The sequence below is a fragment of the Bacillus sp. FF-1 genome, from assembly GCF_028548245.1.
Classification (GTDB): domain Bacteria; phylum Bacillota; class Bacilli; order Bacillales; family Bacillaceae_G; genus Bacillus_A; species Bacillus_A paranthracis.
The window spans coordinates 542,997-558,525 of the sequence record NZ_JAQQGG010000001.1 but is presented as its reverse complement, the minus strand read 5'-3'; the positions used below and the strand labels follow the sequence as shown (position 1 = coordinate 558,525).

Below are 15,529 nucleotides of genomic sequence, written 5' to 3'. Positions count from 1 at the left end.
CTGGCCCTCTCTTCAAACATAAAAGAAAAAGCTTTTGTTTTTACCTCTCATTATCTAATAATTGAAAACAGACTATCAAACACTTCATTCATTGTAGTAATAGCTTTAGAATTCGCAACGAAGTATTTTTGGAAGGCCATTAAATTAACCATTTCTTCTTCCATATTCACGCCTTCGATACTCATCTTTTCTTGCTGAATACCTTCTAATAAGTCTCCATGAATTTTTTGATAACCGTTCACTTCACTTTTATCAGATGCTACCTTCACTATGAATTGGTCTAATGCTTTTTTATATGAAAGACCATCTTTATAATCTTCATCTGTAATTCCTGCCAATTTATTTGCAGTTTCAGCAGATATTTTCATTTTCGAAAAATCATTCGCAAATTCTGGATTTAATTTCAACTCTTTCGCATAATCTCCAACGAAGAAGTCTTTTCCCATCACTGTATTTACTTGATTTTTCACTGAACCCATTAACTCTTCAAGATTTTTCTTATAACTAGCAATCTGCCCTTTCGTATCGATTGCAGATTTTATTGCCCCACTAGTTAAAGGAATTTCCGAACCGTAAATTTCAACAGACATAGGTTCTTTCGTTTTATTTAATTGCAATGGATATGTATCTTGTCCATTCACTGTTAAAACGCCATTCATTCTAACACTTGCGATATTAGGATTCATAGATTCATAAGATACTTCTATATTGGCATACTTAGACATTTCTGTAACGATACGGTCACGTTCGTCTAAAAGTTGATTTGGCACTTGTGTACCAGCTTGCCCAATTTTTTGATTCGCTTCTGCTAAACTAGCCGCAAGACGATTAAATTCATTGACATGCGCTTCAATATCTTCTGTCGTCTGCGCTTCTACTGAATCTAAATTTTTCGCAAGTTTATTTACCTGACTTGTAAACTTCCCAGTTTCAGAAATTAGCGTATCATAATAGTTTGATTGATCTGGATTTTTTGCAACTTCTCGAAAAGCATTAAAGAATCCATCCATTAAACTAGATAGTGAGTTTTTGCCTGTCGTTCCTACCATAGACTCTACTCGTGATAAAACCGAGTTCTTATAATTATAGTAAGAGAGCTGAGATAATTGATCGTTAAACTGTTTCGTCTTCACTTCATCTGTAATTCGATCAACACCTAACGTTTGTACACCATAACCAATTCTCTGTTCTGGTGTATGACCATTGCTCGCTCCAACAGATCCGTAATTCACCATTTGGCGCACATAGCCAGGTGTATGAATGTTTGATAAGTTTTGTCTCGTCGTTTGTAATCCCATTTGGGCCGCTAACATACCCGATAACGGGGTATTGTAATCAGATAATCTCATAATGCTTCACTTCCCCTTTACAATAGTTCATTCATAAAGATTTGCGAATTATTGTTTCGTTCTAAGTTATATTCAGAAACTGAATCCACAATACTTTCTGTAGTTTTTAATAGTACGTTTAAGTAATATTGATTTTTCAAAAGAAGCATTTTTACATTTTCTTCTAATCCAATTAAGTTTTTTTGTAATTTTTCCATTTTCTCAATTTCTTCTTGAGAAAAATACGAAAATAACGCACTTACGCGAAATGATTCCACTCCCTGTTCTTTACAAAACTGAACAACCATTTCTTCAAATGATCTCGATAATTGTTTTAAACCTTCAATGTACTGCAATTGCTCTACTTGTAACTTTTGAACTGCATTTACATTTTTATTTTTTAAATTCTCATATATTTGTTCTCCAAGCGTTTGAATGTTTTCATATGCTTTTTGAATAATAACGAGCTTTTCATATAATTGTATATACATATAGCTTCCTTCCCTTTTACAAGACTAAATTTACAATTAAACCGTGGATTTCTCCAATTTGATTTAACATTTCTAAATGTCCCGTTTTTGTATTAATTAAGTTCATAACATCTTCTAACTCATTCAATCCCATTTCCGCCTGCTTTACAATCGTCATTTTCTGTGAATAGCCATAACGCGGATGACGAGACATGACATCTTTATATTGCAATACATTATCAACGTAAAAATTCAAAAATGATTTTACTGTATTTTTGTATTCCATTACGTTATCAAGTGTTAATTCCATTTCGATTTTTTCTTTAATTTCTCCAATATTATCAACAAACGCTTCCATTTGTTCTAACAACTTATCTTTTTTCGGATCTGCATGCAAATTATCCGAAAATGCAAGTCCAGTCCTGACATTTGCTTCTTTCGGCATTTGAGTAGCAGGCGGTATATGCGATAAGATTGGATTATGCGAGATTGAACGCAGCATATATATCACCTATTTATTTTTTTATTTCTTCCAAAAGTTAATCGTAAAATCTAGTTATTTATAATTATACTCTGAACACTAATATTTTGCAGTTATTTTTTATAGAAGATATGTTACAATTTAGCATGAGGTGGCACAATTCTATGAATATTTTTCTTTGTGGTTCAAATCAATTAACAGCATTAGATCAAGAAGAAATTAAAAAATTTTTAACTGACTATGCTCACAAACATAAAATTTACATATTATGTTATAAATCTATTGAAAATGAGGTACTTCGTTTTTTCGTTGAAAACGAAAGGCTCGCTCAAAATTTATGCCTTTACACGCTCCAACCGTTACAAGCAGTAACAGATGAATTCCAAGAAATCGTAGATTATTTAAAATCACACGGAGCCGAGTATGTTGCTTTTGATCATCCTTCCGACTCTATTTATCGATCTGATTATATGTTTTTTGTGAAACAAATTATTGAAGATACCGATTTAGTTCTCTGTTTTTATAACGGAGACAAACATACATCTGTCATTCCCGTTGACATTGCAAAAGAAGCTGGGATTGATGCTGTCATTTATGATTTACCAGGTTTACATGAAAAACAAATGAAAAAAAGCTTTGAACAAAAAATTCGTATGATGTAAAGGGGGCGGCACAATATCGTTATTGTGCCCATTGTAAATATGATAATTGAACAAGATTATGATCATTTTATCACGAGTTTTAAACAACAATTCAATATGGATATCGCTTCGTATAAACAAGATAGGATGCGCCGTAGAATCGATGCTTTTATTTCAAGAAAAGGTTTTGAAAACTACACTACATTTTTAAGTACTTTACGTGTTGATCAAAACTTATTTTTAAGTTTTATTGACTATATTACAATTAACGTTTCAGAGTTTTTTAGAAATAAAGAACGTTGGCAAACGTTAGAATCGAAAGCACTGCCAAAATTACTCGAACAAAATAACGGAAAATTAAAAGTATGGAGTGCCGCTTGCGCTGCTGGTGAAGAACCATATACACTCTCTTTAATTTTATCGAAACATCTCTCTCCATTTCGCTATGAAATACTAGCAACGGATCTTGATTTTCATATTTTAGAGAGTGCAAAACGTGGTCAATATACGGAACGTTCTTTGAAAGAATTACCTAGCGATTTGAAAGAACGTCATTTCACAAAAGAAGATGATATATATTCATTACATCAACATATTAAACAACACGTCACGTTTAAACAGCATGACCTATTAATGCAATCGTTCGATACAAATTACGATTTAATTGTTTGTCGTAATGTAATGATCTATTTCACAGAAGAAGCAAGAGTCAAGCTGTATGAAAAGTTTAGCCGTTCTTTACGAAAAGGCGGTGTGCTATTTGTCGGTAGCACAGAGCAAATTTTAACACCTGAACGATTCAATCTTCAGCGTTTTGATACATTCTTTTATGAAAAAATATAGAAAAAAGCAGGATTATTGCACCCTGCTTTTTTTGTATTTATTTACTAAAATCATAACAAAGAATTGCGTGATTCCGTTCATTTTTTATATAACTCGAATTAAAATAATACAAGCAACCCATATAAAGAGAAAAAGAAACGTCATAGACCATTTATGTTCTTGCACCGTTTGTTTCAATGCCTGTGATAATTGTGTCATATTCATTTCTGCAAGTGCTCTCCATACACTTGCATCCCGCTCTTTAGCTGTGCGATCCGTGACGCTAATTAAAATGGTTTCGTTAGACAATTTCGTGATATACGCAGTAATAACCGTTACCATTAAATTTATATTTCCTTCTGACGAGTCACTCTCCACGCTAGAGAGGAGTGCACTTACATCTAATAACGGAATGTTTACCTTTCTACCAAATGATAGTTGTACTTCAGCGAAATCATACGTTCCATCTAATAAAGGCAGTTCTTTTATATGCGCCTGTTTCACAAGCCCTTGTAAGCTTCTCATTACTTGTTCAAATATTTTATCTGTTTGCTTTCCTTCTCCAGATAATGTATGTAACTTTTTAAAGAGTTGTAATACTGTATCCATCTCTTTAGAAAGCATTTCCTTCATAACCTTTCCATCACCTAAACTCGCAAGTAAAATCCCTATTTCGTTATTTTTCGAAATAATTTTAGACTGTCCAGTAAACACTAGATTGCTATACTTTCGTTCTTTCTGGATTTCATGTTCTGAAATAGCTGCAGGCTGTTTTAATGGTTGTAGCGTCTTATTTTCAATTGTCGTACGTTTAATTTCCATTTAAGCGCCTCCACTATGATGAAATTAATTAGCCCCATTCTTTATTGCTCTTTAAAACTAAAAATAGTACGAATAAACCTGACATAATAGCAAATACATTAGAAGCTTGTATTCCATGGTCACTTTTAGTTTCTTTCTTATCTTCTGGCTCTTCTTTTTTTTCTTTCTTCTTCAAAATGACTTGATTGTTATTATCTTTATCTTTTTGAGCCTTCGTATTATTTACTTCCTTGTTGTCTGTGAGAGGCTCTTTTATAACATAAGTAATTTTTTCTTTCTCTTTCAATGGTTCTTTTATAAGGTCGTTTACTTTCTCTTCTTTTTTCGGAATTTGAACAACTGGCTGTTTTTCTTCCTGAAGCGGGATTTCTACTTTCGTGTCTTCCTGCTTCTCAGTTTCTTTCTTATCTTCTAGTTTATTTTCTAGTTTATCTTCTTTCTCTCGTTCTTCTATCTTTTTTTCCTCTTCTGTTTTTTGCTCCAAAACAGAAATGACATACTCACTTTCCTCAACCAGTTTATTGCCGGCCGCATCCACTATCTCTACAAGTAGTTCGTATGTTCCAATTGGTAAAGCATCCGTTATTTCTAATACTTTTTGCCAATCCATTTCGCGCTTATTGTAATCTAATAAAAATGTAATCTCTTTATTTTCTTTTCCTTTTAATGTAACACGAACTTCTTTCACAACCGATTCCACGTCTGCCGCCTTCACTCTTACACGTATAGAATCGCCTCGTTTTCGTTCGATTACATTCTCCTTCGCCTCGTCAATCGTAACCTTATGCAACTTCGGCATCTCTTTATCTATTGTTGGCGTTTCATTATTTATACGAATAAGTGGGACTTTCACTTCATTTTCTATCAGCTCTTCTTTCTCATTTTCTTTAAAACTTTGAATAAGCTGAAGGTTCCAATCACCTTGCAAATCAAAAATCCCAATCTTATAGTTAGCAACCCATCGCTTCGTCTCTTCTTCATAGTCAAAAGGTATCATTCTTTCTTGCTCATACAGATTACTGTTTTTTGGCAAACGCAACATACCTTTTATACTTTGAATATTTGTCTCTTTTGGCTCTACAATAATCCGTATTTCTTCGCCAACTTTTAATTCTCGCTTATTTATTGTAATAATCCCTTGATCCGTCTCTATCTTTTTTTCGGTTTCTTGCTCATTCTTTACTTCTTGTTGTTCCTCTTTATCTTGCTTTATTTCCACTTGTTCTGGCTGTTCTTGAACTTCCTTATTCTCTTCTTGTACATCCACTTCATTTATATTTTGTTCTGGCACATTTTGCTCTTCCGCCTGACTTTGCAGTGGGAAGAGCAAGCACACATGTATGCATAGCCAGCAAATTAGAAAAAACTTTACGCTTTTCATCTACTATTTCAACGCCTTATAGTGATTTTGTCACTTTTACTCCGAAAAATCCATCTACATTTACAAGTTCACCATACGCCACCAATACATCATTTACATAAATTCGAATTGGTTCATCAATATCTTCATCTAATACAACGGCTTCATTTTCTTGTAAACTTAATATATCTTGAATCGTTTTCACTGTACTTCCAAATACAAATTTCACATTCATTTCTACATTTTGTAGAATAGATGTATCCATATACACTGGCTCAATTTGTTTCACTTCTTTAAATTCAATAGGTTGTACAACAGGTTCTACAACCTCTTCTTCCATTTCTTCCTCAGCAATCTCTTCTTCTGCTTCCACCATTGGATATAGCAGTCGTCTTACCATTTCTTTCGCTTCTGAAATCGGTAAAATTTGATACATTTTCGATTGAAGCAAGTCGCCAATTTCAAGGTTGAACGTAATTTGAACGAGTTCATCCACTTCCATTGACTCTCCCAAATATTCCATTTCTTCTTTTAACGTGACAAATTTGACGTCTGGCGGCGTCATGTCCATCTTCTCTTTAAACATTTCTGACATCGCTGTTGCCGCATGCCCCATCATTTGGTTCATGATTTCTTTAATACCGCTCAGCTCTAATTCACTAAGCTCTTTCTCTGGATCAATCTCCCCTGTTCCCATCATCATTAAATCTACCATTGTCAAAGCAACATCTTTCGTAAATACGAATACGTTCTCATTCTTTAAACCTTCAACAAAATCGACATTTAAAATCACAAAGGGAACCGGTACACCGTCATAATGACGCACATTAATCGCTTCTACATTGGGTGTACTAATCGTAACCGGCTGATTTAAAAGCGTTGATAATACCGTTGAGGCTGAACCGATGGAAATGTTGGCAATTTCCCCAAGTACATCTTTCTCCTCTTGCGTTAACTGCTCTTTTTCAACATGTTCTTCTACAATCTCAGCTTCCGCTACTTCTGCTGGCTCGTCTTGCTCTTCTACGCCACCAGATAATTGTAGTAATTTATTTATCATTTGTTTCGCATGTTCAACTGAAACAATTTGTACGAGTTTAGAGTTTACAAGATTATCTATTTTAAGGTCAAACGACACTTTCACAATCGTGTTATTTCCAGTTATTCCAGAGATTTTCTCCATCTCTTCTAATAACTTTACAACTTTAATTGTCGGCGGTGACATGTCTACTGTATCTTGGAAGAATTCCGACATAGACGTCGCTGCGAATCCCATCATCTGGTTCATCGCTTCTTGTACAGCACTTAGCTCTAATTCGCCAAGTTCTTTTCCCTCTTCCACTTCACCTGTCCCCATCATCATTAAATCAGCAATAGATAAAGCAACATCTTGCTGAAGGACAAGTAGATTTTCCATATCTAATCCTTTTGTAAAATGAATATTTAATACAACATGAGGAACCTCAACATCACTTGTATCGTATAAATCCACTAACTCTACATGAGGAGCAGTTATACTTACTTGCCTATTTAAAATCGTTGATAATACTGTCGAAGCAGAGCCAAATGATATATTTGCAATTTCGCCAAGAATATCACATTCTTGAGGCTTTAAAAGCTCCTTTTCTTTTTCTAGCACAATTGTGCTCGTATCCCCTTTTGTGTGTTGCTCAGGCATTTTCCCTGCCTCCTCATTTTTGTTTTTCTATTAAATGAATACACTCATTACATTTTAACAAATTTATTACGTAAATCGTGAACATGTATTTATTTCCTGTTATATATTAGTATGTAATTAACCAAAAAGCTCCCCAATTGTATACAAGTGGGGAGCTTTCCTTCATTCCTATTATAAACCTTCTGGGTTTAAAATGAGGACCACTCGTCCATCGCCGAGAATCGTCGCGCCAGAGAAATAGTTCGAACTCTCTGCAAAGAAATCGCCTAATGACTTTAAGACAATTTCTCTTTGGCCGATAATTGTGTTTACAATAAGTCCATAGCTACGATGTGTATTACGAACAATTAACACAGGAACCATTTGACTTTCATATGATTCAAATGCCTCATCTACTGATTTTTCACCAAATACAGTACTCAAATGCTTCACTTCAATAATTTGATCACGATAGTTTAACACGTCTTTTCCTTGTAAGGTTTGGATGTCTTCTCTCTTAATACGAATCGCTTCAACAATGTTACCAAGAGGTAGAGCATAACGTTTATCATTCGTTTGAACAAGCATAGATTGAATAATGGACAACGTTAATGGAAGTTCAATTCTAAATGTACTTCCCTTTCCTTCTTCTGAATCAATAATTAAATGTCCACCTAAACTATGGATTGTATGTTTTACAACATCTAATCCAACCCCGCGCCCTGAAAGATCCGATACTACTTCTGCTGTACTAAATCCTGGTTGGAAAATGAGATCAAACACTTCACGATCCGTTAATTTATTTGCCTCAGATTCTGTTACAACACCATTTTTAATTGCTTTTTCTAATACTTTCCCTTTATGAATTCCATTTCCATCATCCGTAATTTGAATTACGACATGATTTCCACTATGGAACGCTTCTAATTTAATTGTACCCGTCTCATTTTTCCCTGCATCACGACGTTTTTCAACAGTCTCAATACCATGATCAATTGCATTACGAATTAAATGAACGAGTGGATCACCGATTTCATCAATAACAATTTTATCAACTTCTGTATCTTCACCCGTAATTTGCAAATCGATTTTCTTCCCTAAATCTTTCGCTAACATACGCACCATACGCGGGAAACGATTAAAGACTGTTTCAATCGGCACCATACGCATGTTTAGAAGTACATTTTGAATATCTTTTGAAATATCGCCTAATCGATTTAAATGCTCAATTAATTCTTTGTTTTGAATTGCTTGTGCCAATTCATCTATGCGACCACGCTCAATTACACTCTCTTCAAACATGTTCATTAATCGTTCAATTTTCTCTAGCTGCACACGAATGGAACGATTCTCACCTTTAGCATTTTTCGTTTTTGCAGTGCTTTTAGTTGGCGTAGCACTTGCAGGTTGCTTCGCTGTCTCAATAGGTGCTTCCACCTGCGCAACTACAGACGGCTGTATCATTTCTTCTACTCGCGTAGTTTCTTGCGTAGCAACCATCGAATCTACTTCCTGTAATGATTCTCCTTGTTTCACTACTACTTTCTCAATTTCAGAAACGTGAAGCACTACCTGTTTCACTTCTTCTTCACTACGATCCGTATTCATAAATACTGTAAACTCAAAACCGAAAGCATCCGCTTCGATTTCTTCAATACTAGGAACCGTTTTTTGTATATCGCCTATATTTTGCAGTGCTTCAATACACATAATGGCACGTACTGCTTTTAAAATAGCTTGCTGTTCAACGGTTATATGCACTTCATGCGAAACTGCATCATCATTGTTTATAGACTCTTGCTCTATATGTTCCATAGAAGTTTCTACATTTCCGTTCAATAACGCTTCTAATTTTTGCTTCGTTGCGACTACATCAATATTACCCATTCCGCCTTGCTGCACATCTGCAACCATTTTCTCTAAATTATCAATGCATTCAAAAATCACATCAATAATATCCGCATGTACTACTATATTCCCATGACGAATTTCATCTAAAACGTTTTCCATTTTATGCGTTAAATCCGCCATTTCCGTAAATTCCATACTCGCAGACATACCTTTGAACGTATGAGCTGAGCGGAATATTTCTCCCACTACATCCATATCTGTAGGATTCTGCTCTAAAATTAGCACATTTTCATTTAGCGACTGTAAATGTTCTTCCGACTCTTCAAAAAATATATTTAATAGATCTGTTTGCATTTTCATCCCCTACCTGTCTAACAAACATTTCATTTATGTATAACAATTTAGTGTTTTAAAATGAGAAAAAAGGGGCCACACATCTATCCGTTATCACTGTTTTGATTCCTTGTGGCACCCCTTTTATATTAGCTATTTGCTACTTTTGTTAAAGCTTCGATTACGCGATCTGCTTGGAATGGCTTTACAATAAAGTCTTTTGCCCCGCCCTTAATTGCATCTAATACCATACCTTGTTGTCCCATTGCTGAACAAATAACAACCTTTGCACTTGAATCAATTTTCATAATTTCTTTTAATGCTTCAAGTCCGTCCATTTCTGGCATAGTAATATCTAATGTTACAATATCAGGTTGAAGTTCTTTATATTTTTGAATTGCCTCCACTCCATTTTCCGCTTCTCCGATTACTTCAAATTCAGAATTACTTTTTAATAAGTTTTTAATCATTGTTCGCATGAACATCGCATCATCTACAACTAAAATTTTATGTGCCATTCTTTTTGATTCTCTCCTTCTATGTATAAATATATCTTAATATTTCACCTTATCATTCTCACTCATTATACAAAATAAAACGATAAAATTTAATATTTTTTTAAAAGAATTTCTTCATTTTAGTATTTTATTACTAAAATACTAAAATACTATTCTTTAATGTAAATGACAACGCGACGGTTTTTCTCCCAATTTTGCGGTGAATCATTCGGTACAACTGGCTTTGTGTCTGCATATCCTACCGCAGCTAACCTTTTATCCTCCACATTATACACTTCAATTAAATGGTGGATCATATTAGCTGCTCGTGCTGAAGATAATTCCCAATTAGAAGGGAACTTTTCATTATGGATCGGTCTACTATCTGTATGCCCCTCCACAACAATTGAGTTTGGTACGGATTGAAAAAATCCGACTAATTTGCTAATAATTTCTTTTGCTTCAGGCTTAACGTTCGCATCACCTGTATCAAATATTAAATTATCTACTATAACAACGCTTACCCCTGTATCTTCTCGATATACATTCACTTGACTAATACCGTTATTATCTACATATGCTTTTAACTTTTTGTACAAGTCGTCCATTCGCTTTTTTGAGACCATTTTTTCATCATTTTTTTCATGTGAAATATCTGGTATAGTATTTTCCATTACTTTTGCATCAACTTGCTCCGTATCACTAAACTTTTCAAGCATCTTTGACAATTTTACTGCATCCTGCTTTGAAGTAGCAACTAGTAATACAAAGAAAGTTAATAATAACATCGTTAAATCTGTAAAAGTCGTCATCCAACGAGGCGATCCCTTTTGCGGTCGTTTTATCATCACCATACCACTCCTTGCAATATTAGGCTGCTCGTTTTACTTTTTTTATCTTTGTTTCGTATACATACGTATCGAGTTTTAACTTTAATTTAGACGGAATTTGTCCACGATACAATTCTGAAATTGCTTCAATAACAAACTTCTTCTCTGTATATAAATCTTCAATACCACGATACACTTTTTCAGCAAGAGGGATTGCAATCATATTTGCAAGTACTGATCCATACAATGTCGTTAACATCGCAACTGCCATCCCTGTACCAATTTGCGATGTGTCTTGCAAGTTTTGAAGCATAATGATAAGACCAATTAAAGTCCCTATCATACCCCAAGCCGGAGCGAAATCGCCAATTTTATCTAATAATACTGCCCCTTTTCTTAATTCATACACTTCCGTTTCAACATCTTTCATTAACACTTCTTTTAATTCATCTTCATCGTAACCACTTAACATTAATCGAATTCCTTTTTGAATAAAAGGATTGTCCACCTGCTCTCCATCAACCTCTAAAGAAAGTAAACCGTGTTTTTTAGATTTTTTTGAAAAATCAACAAACAAATCCGTTAACTGTTCTAAATCTTCTTCTTTTCTATGTAAAACAGTAAAAATACTTTTCGTATATTTTTTTATTTCTCCAAATCGATATGCTACAACAATTGTCGCAGTTGTTCCCCCTATGACAATTAAAATAGATGAAACATCTAAAAAGTTTTTAAAAGCTTTTATTCCGCCTCCACCAAGCATAATTGCCGCTATCACTATAGCAAAACCTACTAAAATGCCAAATGGGCTAGAAATGTCAAACTTCCTTTTTTTTCTTTCTGGTCTAGCAAATCCTTGATTTTCGTCTCCCATATTCCTGCCCTTTCCTTTTCATTTTTATAAAACATTTTTTTATTTTAATAATGCGTTTTCATATATAATGCTTATTATACGCTTATCATCTATTTATCGCAATATACTCATAAAATTGACACATTTCATTTCCATATTAGAATTATAGTATGGAAATACGAGGAGGATCACGATGGAACATAACATTTTACAAGTCATTGCACTAGCAGAAAAACTAAAATATGAAATGCGACATAGCTGGCTTTCTAACGGACGTCAAGAAAGTGTTGCTGAACATACGTGGCGCATGTCTCTAATGGCCATTTTAGTTGAACCTTATTTAGATCAGAAAGTAAATATTGAAAAATTACTTAAAATGGTTATTATTCACGATCTAGTCGAAGCAGAAGCTGGTGATATTCCTGCTTTTGATACAATGAATAGTCATGAATTACAATTACAAAAACAAATAAATGAACAAGAAGCAATTTCAAATATTAAACGAACATTAAAAGGTTCTCTCGGCGAGGAATTATATGATTTATGGATGGAGTTTGAAGCGAAAGAAACGTACGAAGCAAAAGTTGCTAACGCACTTGATAAGCTTGAGGTAAAAATTCAGCATAACGAAGCTGATATTGATACGTGGCTGCCAATTGAGCATAAAATGACATTCCAAGTAGCAAAGCATACAAACTTTGATTCTTTCCTATCTAAATTACAAAAAATCATTGAGCAAGATGGTGAAAAAAAATTATTAGCTGCCGGCATTGACGTTGAAGCCTGCAAGCAATAATGAAATAAGACACTCAGTACGAGTGTCTTATTTCATTATTGTTGATACAGCCTGCTTGTAAATAAGTTGTTGTTTTCCATCAACTAACATTAAAACGGTAAATTTGTCTATTGCAACAACTTCTCCTACTATTCTAACGCCACTCTTTAAAAAAATTGTAACAATACCTTTTTCTTCTTTTATTTGTTTATATAGCTCTTCTTGTAAATGTTCCAAATATATCTCTCTCCTCTTTGTTGAATATCTTAATATAAAAAACTACAAATTATTTATTTATGTACTTTATCTTTCACATTCATAAACTTATTAATAAGTATATCTAAATCTCGGCTAAATAACAAAACTTTATCATGATCCAATCCATGTCTAGCAACAAGTTGAATTAGCTCTTTCTTTTTAGTTTCTATTTTATTTTGTAGTTGTCCCATCTCCATCTCTTCACTAAAACTCCCTTTTCCCATAATATTACTTGTAAAATTATAGTACAAATCCTCTCATAAAAAAATATAAAAATGGTTTTTTTTACAATTTTTATATTTTTTTATGAACAAATCGCAAAATATATAACGATTCATTCATACATCAGTAACTCAATATACACTTAAAATGACCACACAGGCGTTTGTCTAATTACAAAAGAGACTGGCTCCTTTTCCACAAAAAAAACATACTGTATACAGTAGTCCATGAATTATATAGATTAACTTACTCAAAAGGAGGAAAACATATGAGCTATGGTGGAAGTTGCGCTGGTTTCGGCGGTGGATTTGCTTTGCTTATCGTACTATTCATCCTTCTAATCATCATCGGATGTAGCTGTTGGGGTGGCGGCGGATACGGATACTAATATATCCTATCCTTAACAAATGAACGAAAAACTATAAGAAAACAGCTCATATTTGAGCTGTTTTTTTCATACTTTCGTATGAAGTTATGTCCCTCTTTTTTGTGATTTCAACTAATAAAAAAACGTTTACTATGAAATAAGAAACATTTTTACTTAGGAGGATTACAATGATTAAAGGTCTTTACGAAGCACATTTACCTGTCCGTAACTTAGAAGTGTCTATACCTTTTTACGAATCGCTAGGACTAAAATTATATAAAAGAGGAGACGATATTGCTTTCTTTTGGATTAAGGAAAATGAAAGTTGGCTCGGTCTTTGGGAAGGTACAGAATACAAAGTAAATTATCATCCCTCTTTACGACACATCGCCTTTCAAGTAAGCTTACATGATTTAGAACATGCAATACATTGGCTAAACCAAAAAGGCATTTCAGCACGAAAAGATTTTGGAATGGAGCCAATTGAACCAATTGTTTTTCCAGAGTTAGCGCATGCCGCCGTATACTTTAACGATCCTGACGGAAATAGTTTAGAATTGATTGCACAATTACCTGTTGGACTCCCTACAGAGGAGAAAGTGTATTTAAGTGAGTGGAAAAAACAAGTTCAAGCATCATCATTACATAAGGATTAATCTTTTTATGTCAGTTTCTTATTCCGCGCTTCTTAAAACAAATAATAACTTCAAAAAACTATTTTATGGGCAAACATTAAGTGTGCTTGGAGATTGGTTTCATACTGTAGCTTTATTAACGTTCGTCTATAGCATAACGGAATCTCCATTTATGATCGCACTCACCTTTATAAGTAAAGGTTTACCTCAGCTTCTGCTTAGTCCTTTCATAGGCGGAGTTGTAGATCGTTTTTCTAAAAAGAATATTATGATTTTTACCGATATTTTACGAGGCATAATCGTCCTCACTTACTTATTCGCACTATATAAAATTGAGATTATTTTCATTTCTAATATATGTTTATCCGTACTTTCTTGTTTATTTGAGCCGGCTAAACAAGCAACCTTAAAAAACATCGTACATCAAAATCATTTCGTAACTGCTAACTCTCTTTCTAGTACAATGAATGGTTTTATGTCTATTATGGGTGCTTCTGTAGGCGGGATAATTGCACAATCTTTACATATTGAGTTCGCTTTTTTAGTAAATAGCCTATCATACTTTATTTCAGCCTATTTTATTTATAATATGAGTGTTCCCTCTTATGATACTTGTAAGAAGAAAAAAGCATTTTTTACTGATATAAAAGATGGTTACACATACATATTACAAACAAAAATCATTTTAATATTAATTCTTGTAGGCATTTCATGGGGGCTTATTGGAGGTGCTTATCAGCTACTTCTAACAATCTATGCCGAAAAAATTTTCCACACGAACATTGGGATTTTATATACGGTTCAAGGGGCTGGGCTTATGATAGGAAGCCTTCTCGTTAATCTTTACATATCCAGCAATAAAGAAAAAATGAAAAAAGCATTTGGTTGGGCCTACTTCCTACAAGGCTTTTTCTTTCTTGGATTCATTCTATCCGATCAACTTATTTTCGGTATCATTACATTACTCTGTATGCGCATAGCAGGAGGAATCATCGTTCCACTTGATACGACATTACTTCAAACTTACACGCACGAAAATATGATTGGTAAAGTTTTCTCCTTTCATTACTCTATTTATAGCTCACTTATACAGTTATCTATGCTCATGACAGGATGGTTATTAGAAATCCTTTCTCCTCAAATAATTGGTAGTTTTCTAGCTACATGTTGTATTTTTGTTAGTTTTATATGGCTGTTCTTGTATTATCGCGGGAAACTTAATGAAGAATCTACTATTGCTTAATAGCATGTTTATGTACATGCTATTTTTATTTATGTCGAAATATAAAGGAAAAAGACGATTTATTTTCCTTACGTTCTAATTTTT

At 33.8% G+C, this 15,529-nt stretch carries 18 protein-coding genes; 6 read left to right on the top strand and 12 right to left on the bottom strand.

Going from position 1 to position 15,529, the window contains the following annotated elements:
- Nucleotides 1-50: 50 nt before the first annotated feature.
- Genes flgK through PQF83_RS02980 form a run of 3 tightly spaced genes read right to left on the bottom strand, consistent with a single transcriptional unit; the run spans nucleotide 51 to nucleotide 2,300 of the window.
- Nucleotides 51-1,349 (bottom strand): flagellar hook-associated protein FlgK, encoded by a 1,299-nt coding sequence (flgK, locus tag PQF83_RS02990; RefSeq protein WP_001239725.1) that lies wholly within the window; start codon nucleotides 1,347-1,349, stop codon nucleotides 51-53.
- A 17-nt stretch (nucleotides 1,350-1,366) separates the two neighbouring features.
- Nucleotides 1,367-1,819: a hypothetical protein gene (locus tag PQF83_RS02985; protein ID WP_000275907.1), complete on the bottom strand. Its 453-nt coding sequence runs from the start codon at nucleotides 1,817-1,819 to the stop codon at nucleotides 1,367-1,369.
- 16 nt (nucleotides 1,820-1,835) lie between these two features.
- Complete coding sequence (locus tag PQF83_RS02980; RefSeq protein ID WP_000946323.1) at nucleotides 1,836-2,300, bottom strand: YaaR family protein; 465 nt, start codon at nucleotides 2,298-2,300, stop codon at nucleotides 1,836-1,838.
- 143 nt (nucleotides 2,301-2,443) lie between these two features.
- On the opposite strand from PQF83_RS02980, the gene PQF83_RS02975 reads away from it, so the two are divergent.
- Entirely contained in the window at nucleotides 2,444-2,941 is a 498-nt protein-coding gene (locus PQF83_RS02975; RefSeq protein WP_001020115.1) for a flagellar motor switch protein FliG, read from the top strand.
- 39 nt (nucleotides 2,942-2,980) lie between these two features.
- Entirely contained in the window at nucleotides 2,981-3,763 is a 783-nt protein-coding gene (locus PQF83_RS02970; RefSeq protein ID WP_000582905.1) for a CheR family methyltransferase, read from the top strand.
- Nucleotides 3,764-3,847: 84 nt separating this feature from the next.
- On the opposite strand, the gene PQF83_RS02965 is transcribed toward PQF83_RS02970, so the two are convergent.
- The 7 genes from PQF83_RS02965 to PQF83_RS02935 form a co-directional block, all read right to left on the bottom strand.
- Nucleotides 3,848-4,564, bottom strand: coding sequence for a hypothetical protein (locus PQF83_RS02965; RefSeq protein ID WP_000403992.1), 717 nt, complete (start codon nucleotides 4,562-4,564; stop codon nucleotides 3,848-3,850).
- Between the two features lie 28 nt (nucleotides 4,565-4,592).
- Nucleotides 4,593-5,945 (bottom strand): transglycosylase, encoded by a 1,353-nt coding sequence (locus PQF83_RS02960; protein ID WP_196240854.1) that lies wholly within the window; start codon nucleotides 5,943-5,945, stop codon nucleotides 4,593-4,595.
- A 16-nt stretch (nucleotides 5,946-5,961) separates the two neighbouring features.
- The gene (locus tag PQF83_RS02955) at nucleotides 5,962-7,602 is read right to left on the bottom strand and encodes a flagellar motor switch protein (protein ID WP_001114991.1); all 1,641 of its coding nucleotides are present in this window, start codon (nucleotides 7,600-7,602) and stop codon (nucleotides 5,962-5,964) included.
- A 171-nt stretch (nucleotides 7,603-7,773) separates the two neighbouring features.
- Complete coding sequence (locus PQF83_RS02950) at nucleotides 7,774-9,786, bottom strand: chemotaxis protein CheA (RefSeq protein WP_001192573.1); 2,013 nt, start codon at nucleotides 9,784-9,786, stop codon at nucleotides 7,774-7,776.
- 128 nt (nucleotides 9,787-9,914) lie between these two features.
- Nucleotides 9,915-10,283: a response regulator gene (locus PQF83_RS02945; RefSeq protein ID WP_000940577.1), complete on the bottom strand. Its 369-nt coding sequence runs from the start codon at nucleotides 10,281-10,283 to the stop codon at nucleotides 9,915-9,917.
- Nucleotides 10,284-10,432: 149 nt separating this feature from the next.
- Complete coding sequence (locus PQF83_RS02940; protein ID WP_000596046.1) at nucleotides 10,433-11,110, bottom strand: OmpA family protein; 678 nt, start codon at nucleotides 11,108-11,110, stop codon at nucleotides 10,433-10,435.
- 22 nt (nucleotides 11,111-11,132) lie between these two features.
- Nucleotides 11,133-11,966 carry a flagellar motor protein MotP gene (locus PQF83_RS02935; protein ID WP_000502135.1) on the bottom strand — a complete coding sequence of 278 codons (834 nt, stop codon included), beginning with the start codon at nucleotides 11,964-11,966 and terminating at the stop codon, nucleotides 11,133-11,135.
- Nucleotides 11,967-12,138: 172 nt separating this feature from the next.
- On the opposite strand from PQF83_RS02935, the gene PQF83_RS02930 reads away from it, so the two are divergent.
- The gene (locus tag PQF83_RS02930; RefSeq protein WP_000400760.1) at nucleotides 12,139-12,741 is read left to right on the top strand and encodes an HD domain-containing protein; all 603 of its coding nucleotides are present in this window, start codon (nucleotides 12,139-12,141) and stop codon (nucleotides 12,739-12,741) included.
- Between the two features lie 27 nt (nucleotides 12,742-12,768).
- On the opposite strand, the gene hfq is transcribed toward PQF83_RS02930, so the two are convergent.
- Nucleotides 12,769-12,957 carry an RNA chaperone Hfq gene (gene hfq, locus PQF83_RS02925; RefSeq protein WP_000400661.1) on the bottom strand — a complete coding sequence of 63 codons (189 nt, stop codon included), beginning with the start codon at nucleotides 12,955-12,957 and terminating at the stop codon, nucleotides 12,769-12,771.
- A gap of 53 nt (nucleotides 12,958-13,010) precedes the next feature.
- Complete coding sequence (locus tag PQF83_RS02920; protein WP_002091864.1) at nucleotides 13,011-13,229, bottom strand: aspartyl-phosphate phosphatase Spo0E family protein; 219 nt, start codon at nucleotides 13,227-13,229, stop codon at nucleotides 13,011-13,013.
- A 239-nt stretch (nucleotides 13,230-13,468) separates the two neighbouring features.
- Between PQF83_RS02920 and PQF83_RS02915 the strand changes: the two genes are divergently transcribed.
- From PQF83_RS02915 to PQF83_RS02905, 3 genes are all read left to right on the top strand, one after another.
- Nucleotides 13,469-13,588: a YjcZ family sporulation protein gene (locus tag PQF83_RS02915; RefSeq protein WP_000120179.1), complete on the top strand. Its 120-nt coding sequence runs from the start codon at nucleotides 13,469-13,471 to the stop codon at nucleotides 13,586-13,588.
- A 167-nt stretch (nucleotides 13,589-13,755) separates the two neighbouring features.
- Nucleotides 13,756-14,223, top strand: coding sequence for a VOC family protein (locus tag PQF83_RS02910; protein ID WP_000589699.1), 468 nt, complete (start codon nucleotides 13,756-13,758; stop codon nucleotides 14,221-14,223).
- Between the two features lie 7 nt (nucleotides 14,224-14,230).
- Nucleotides 14,231-15,445 carry an MFS transporter gene (locus PQF83_RS02905; protein WP_000117046.1) on the top strand — a complete coding sequence of 405 codons (1,215 nt, stop codon included), beginning with the start codon at nucleotides 14,231-14,233 and terminating at the stop codon, nucleotides 15,443-15,445.
- Nucleotides 15,446-15,529: the final 84 nt, after the last annotated feature.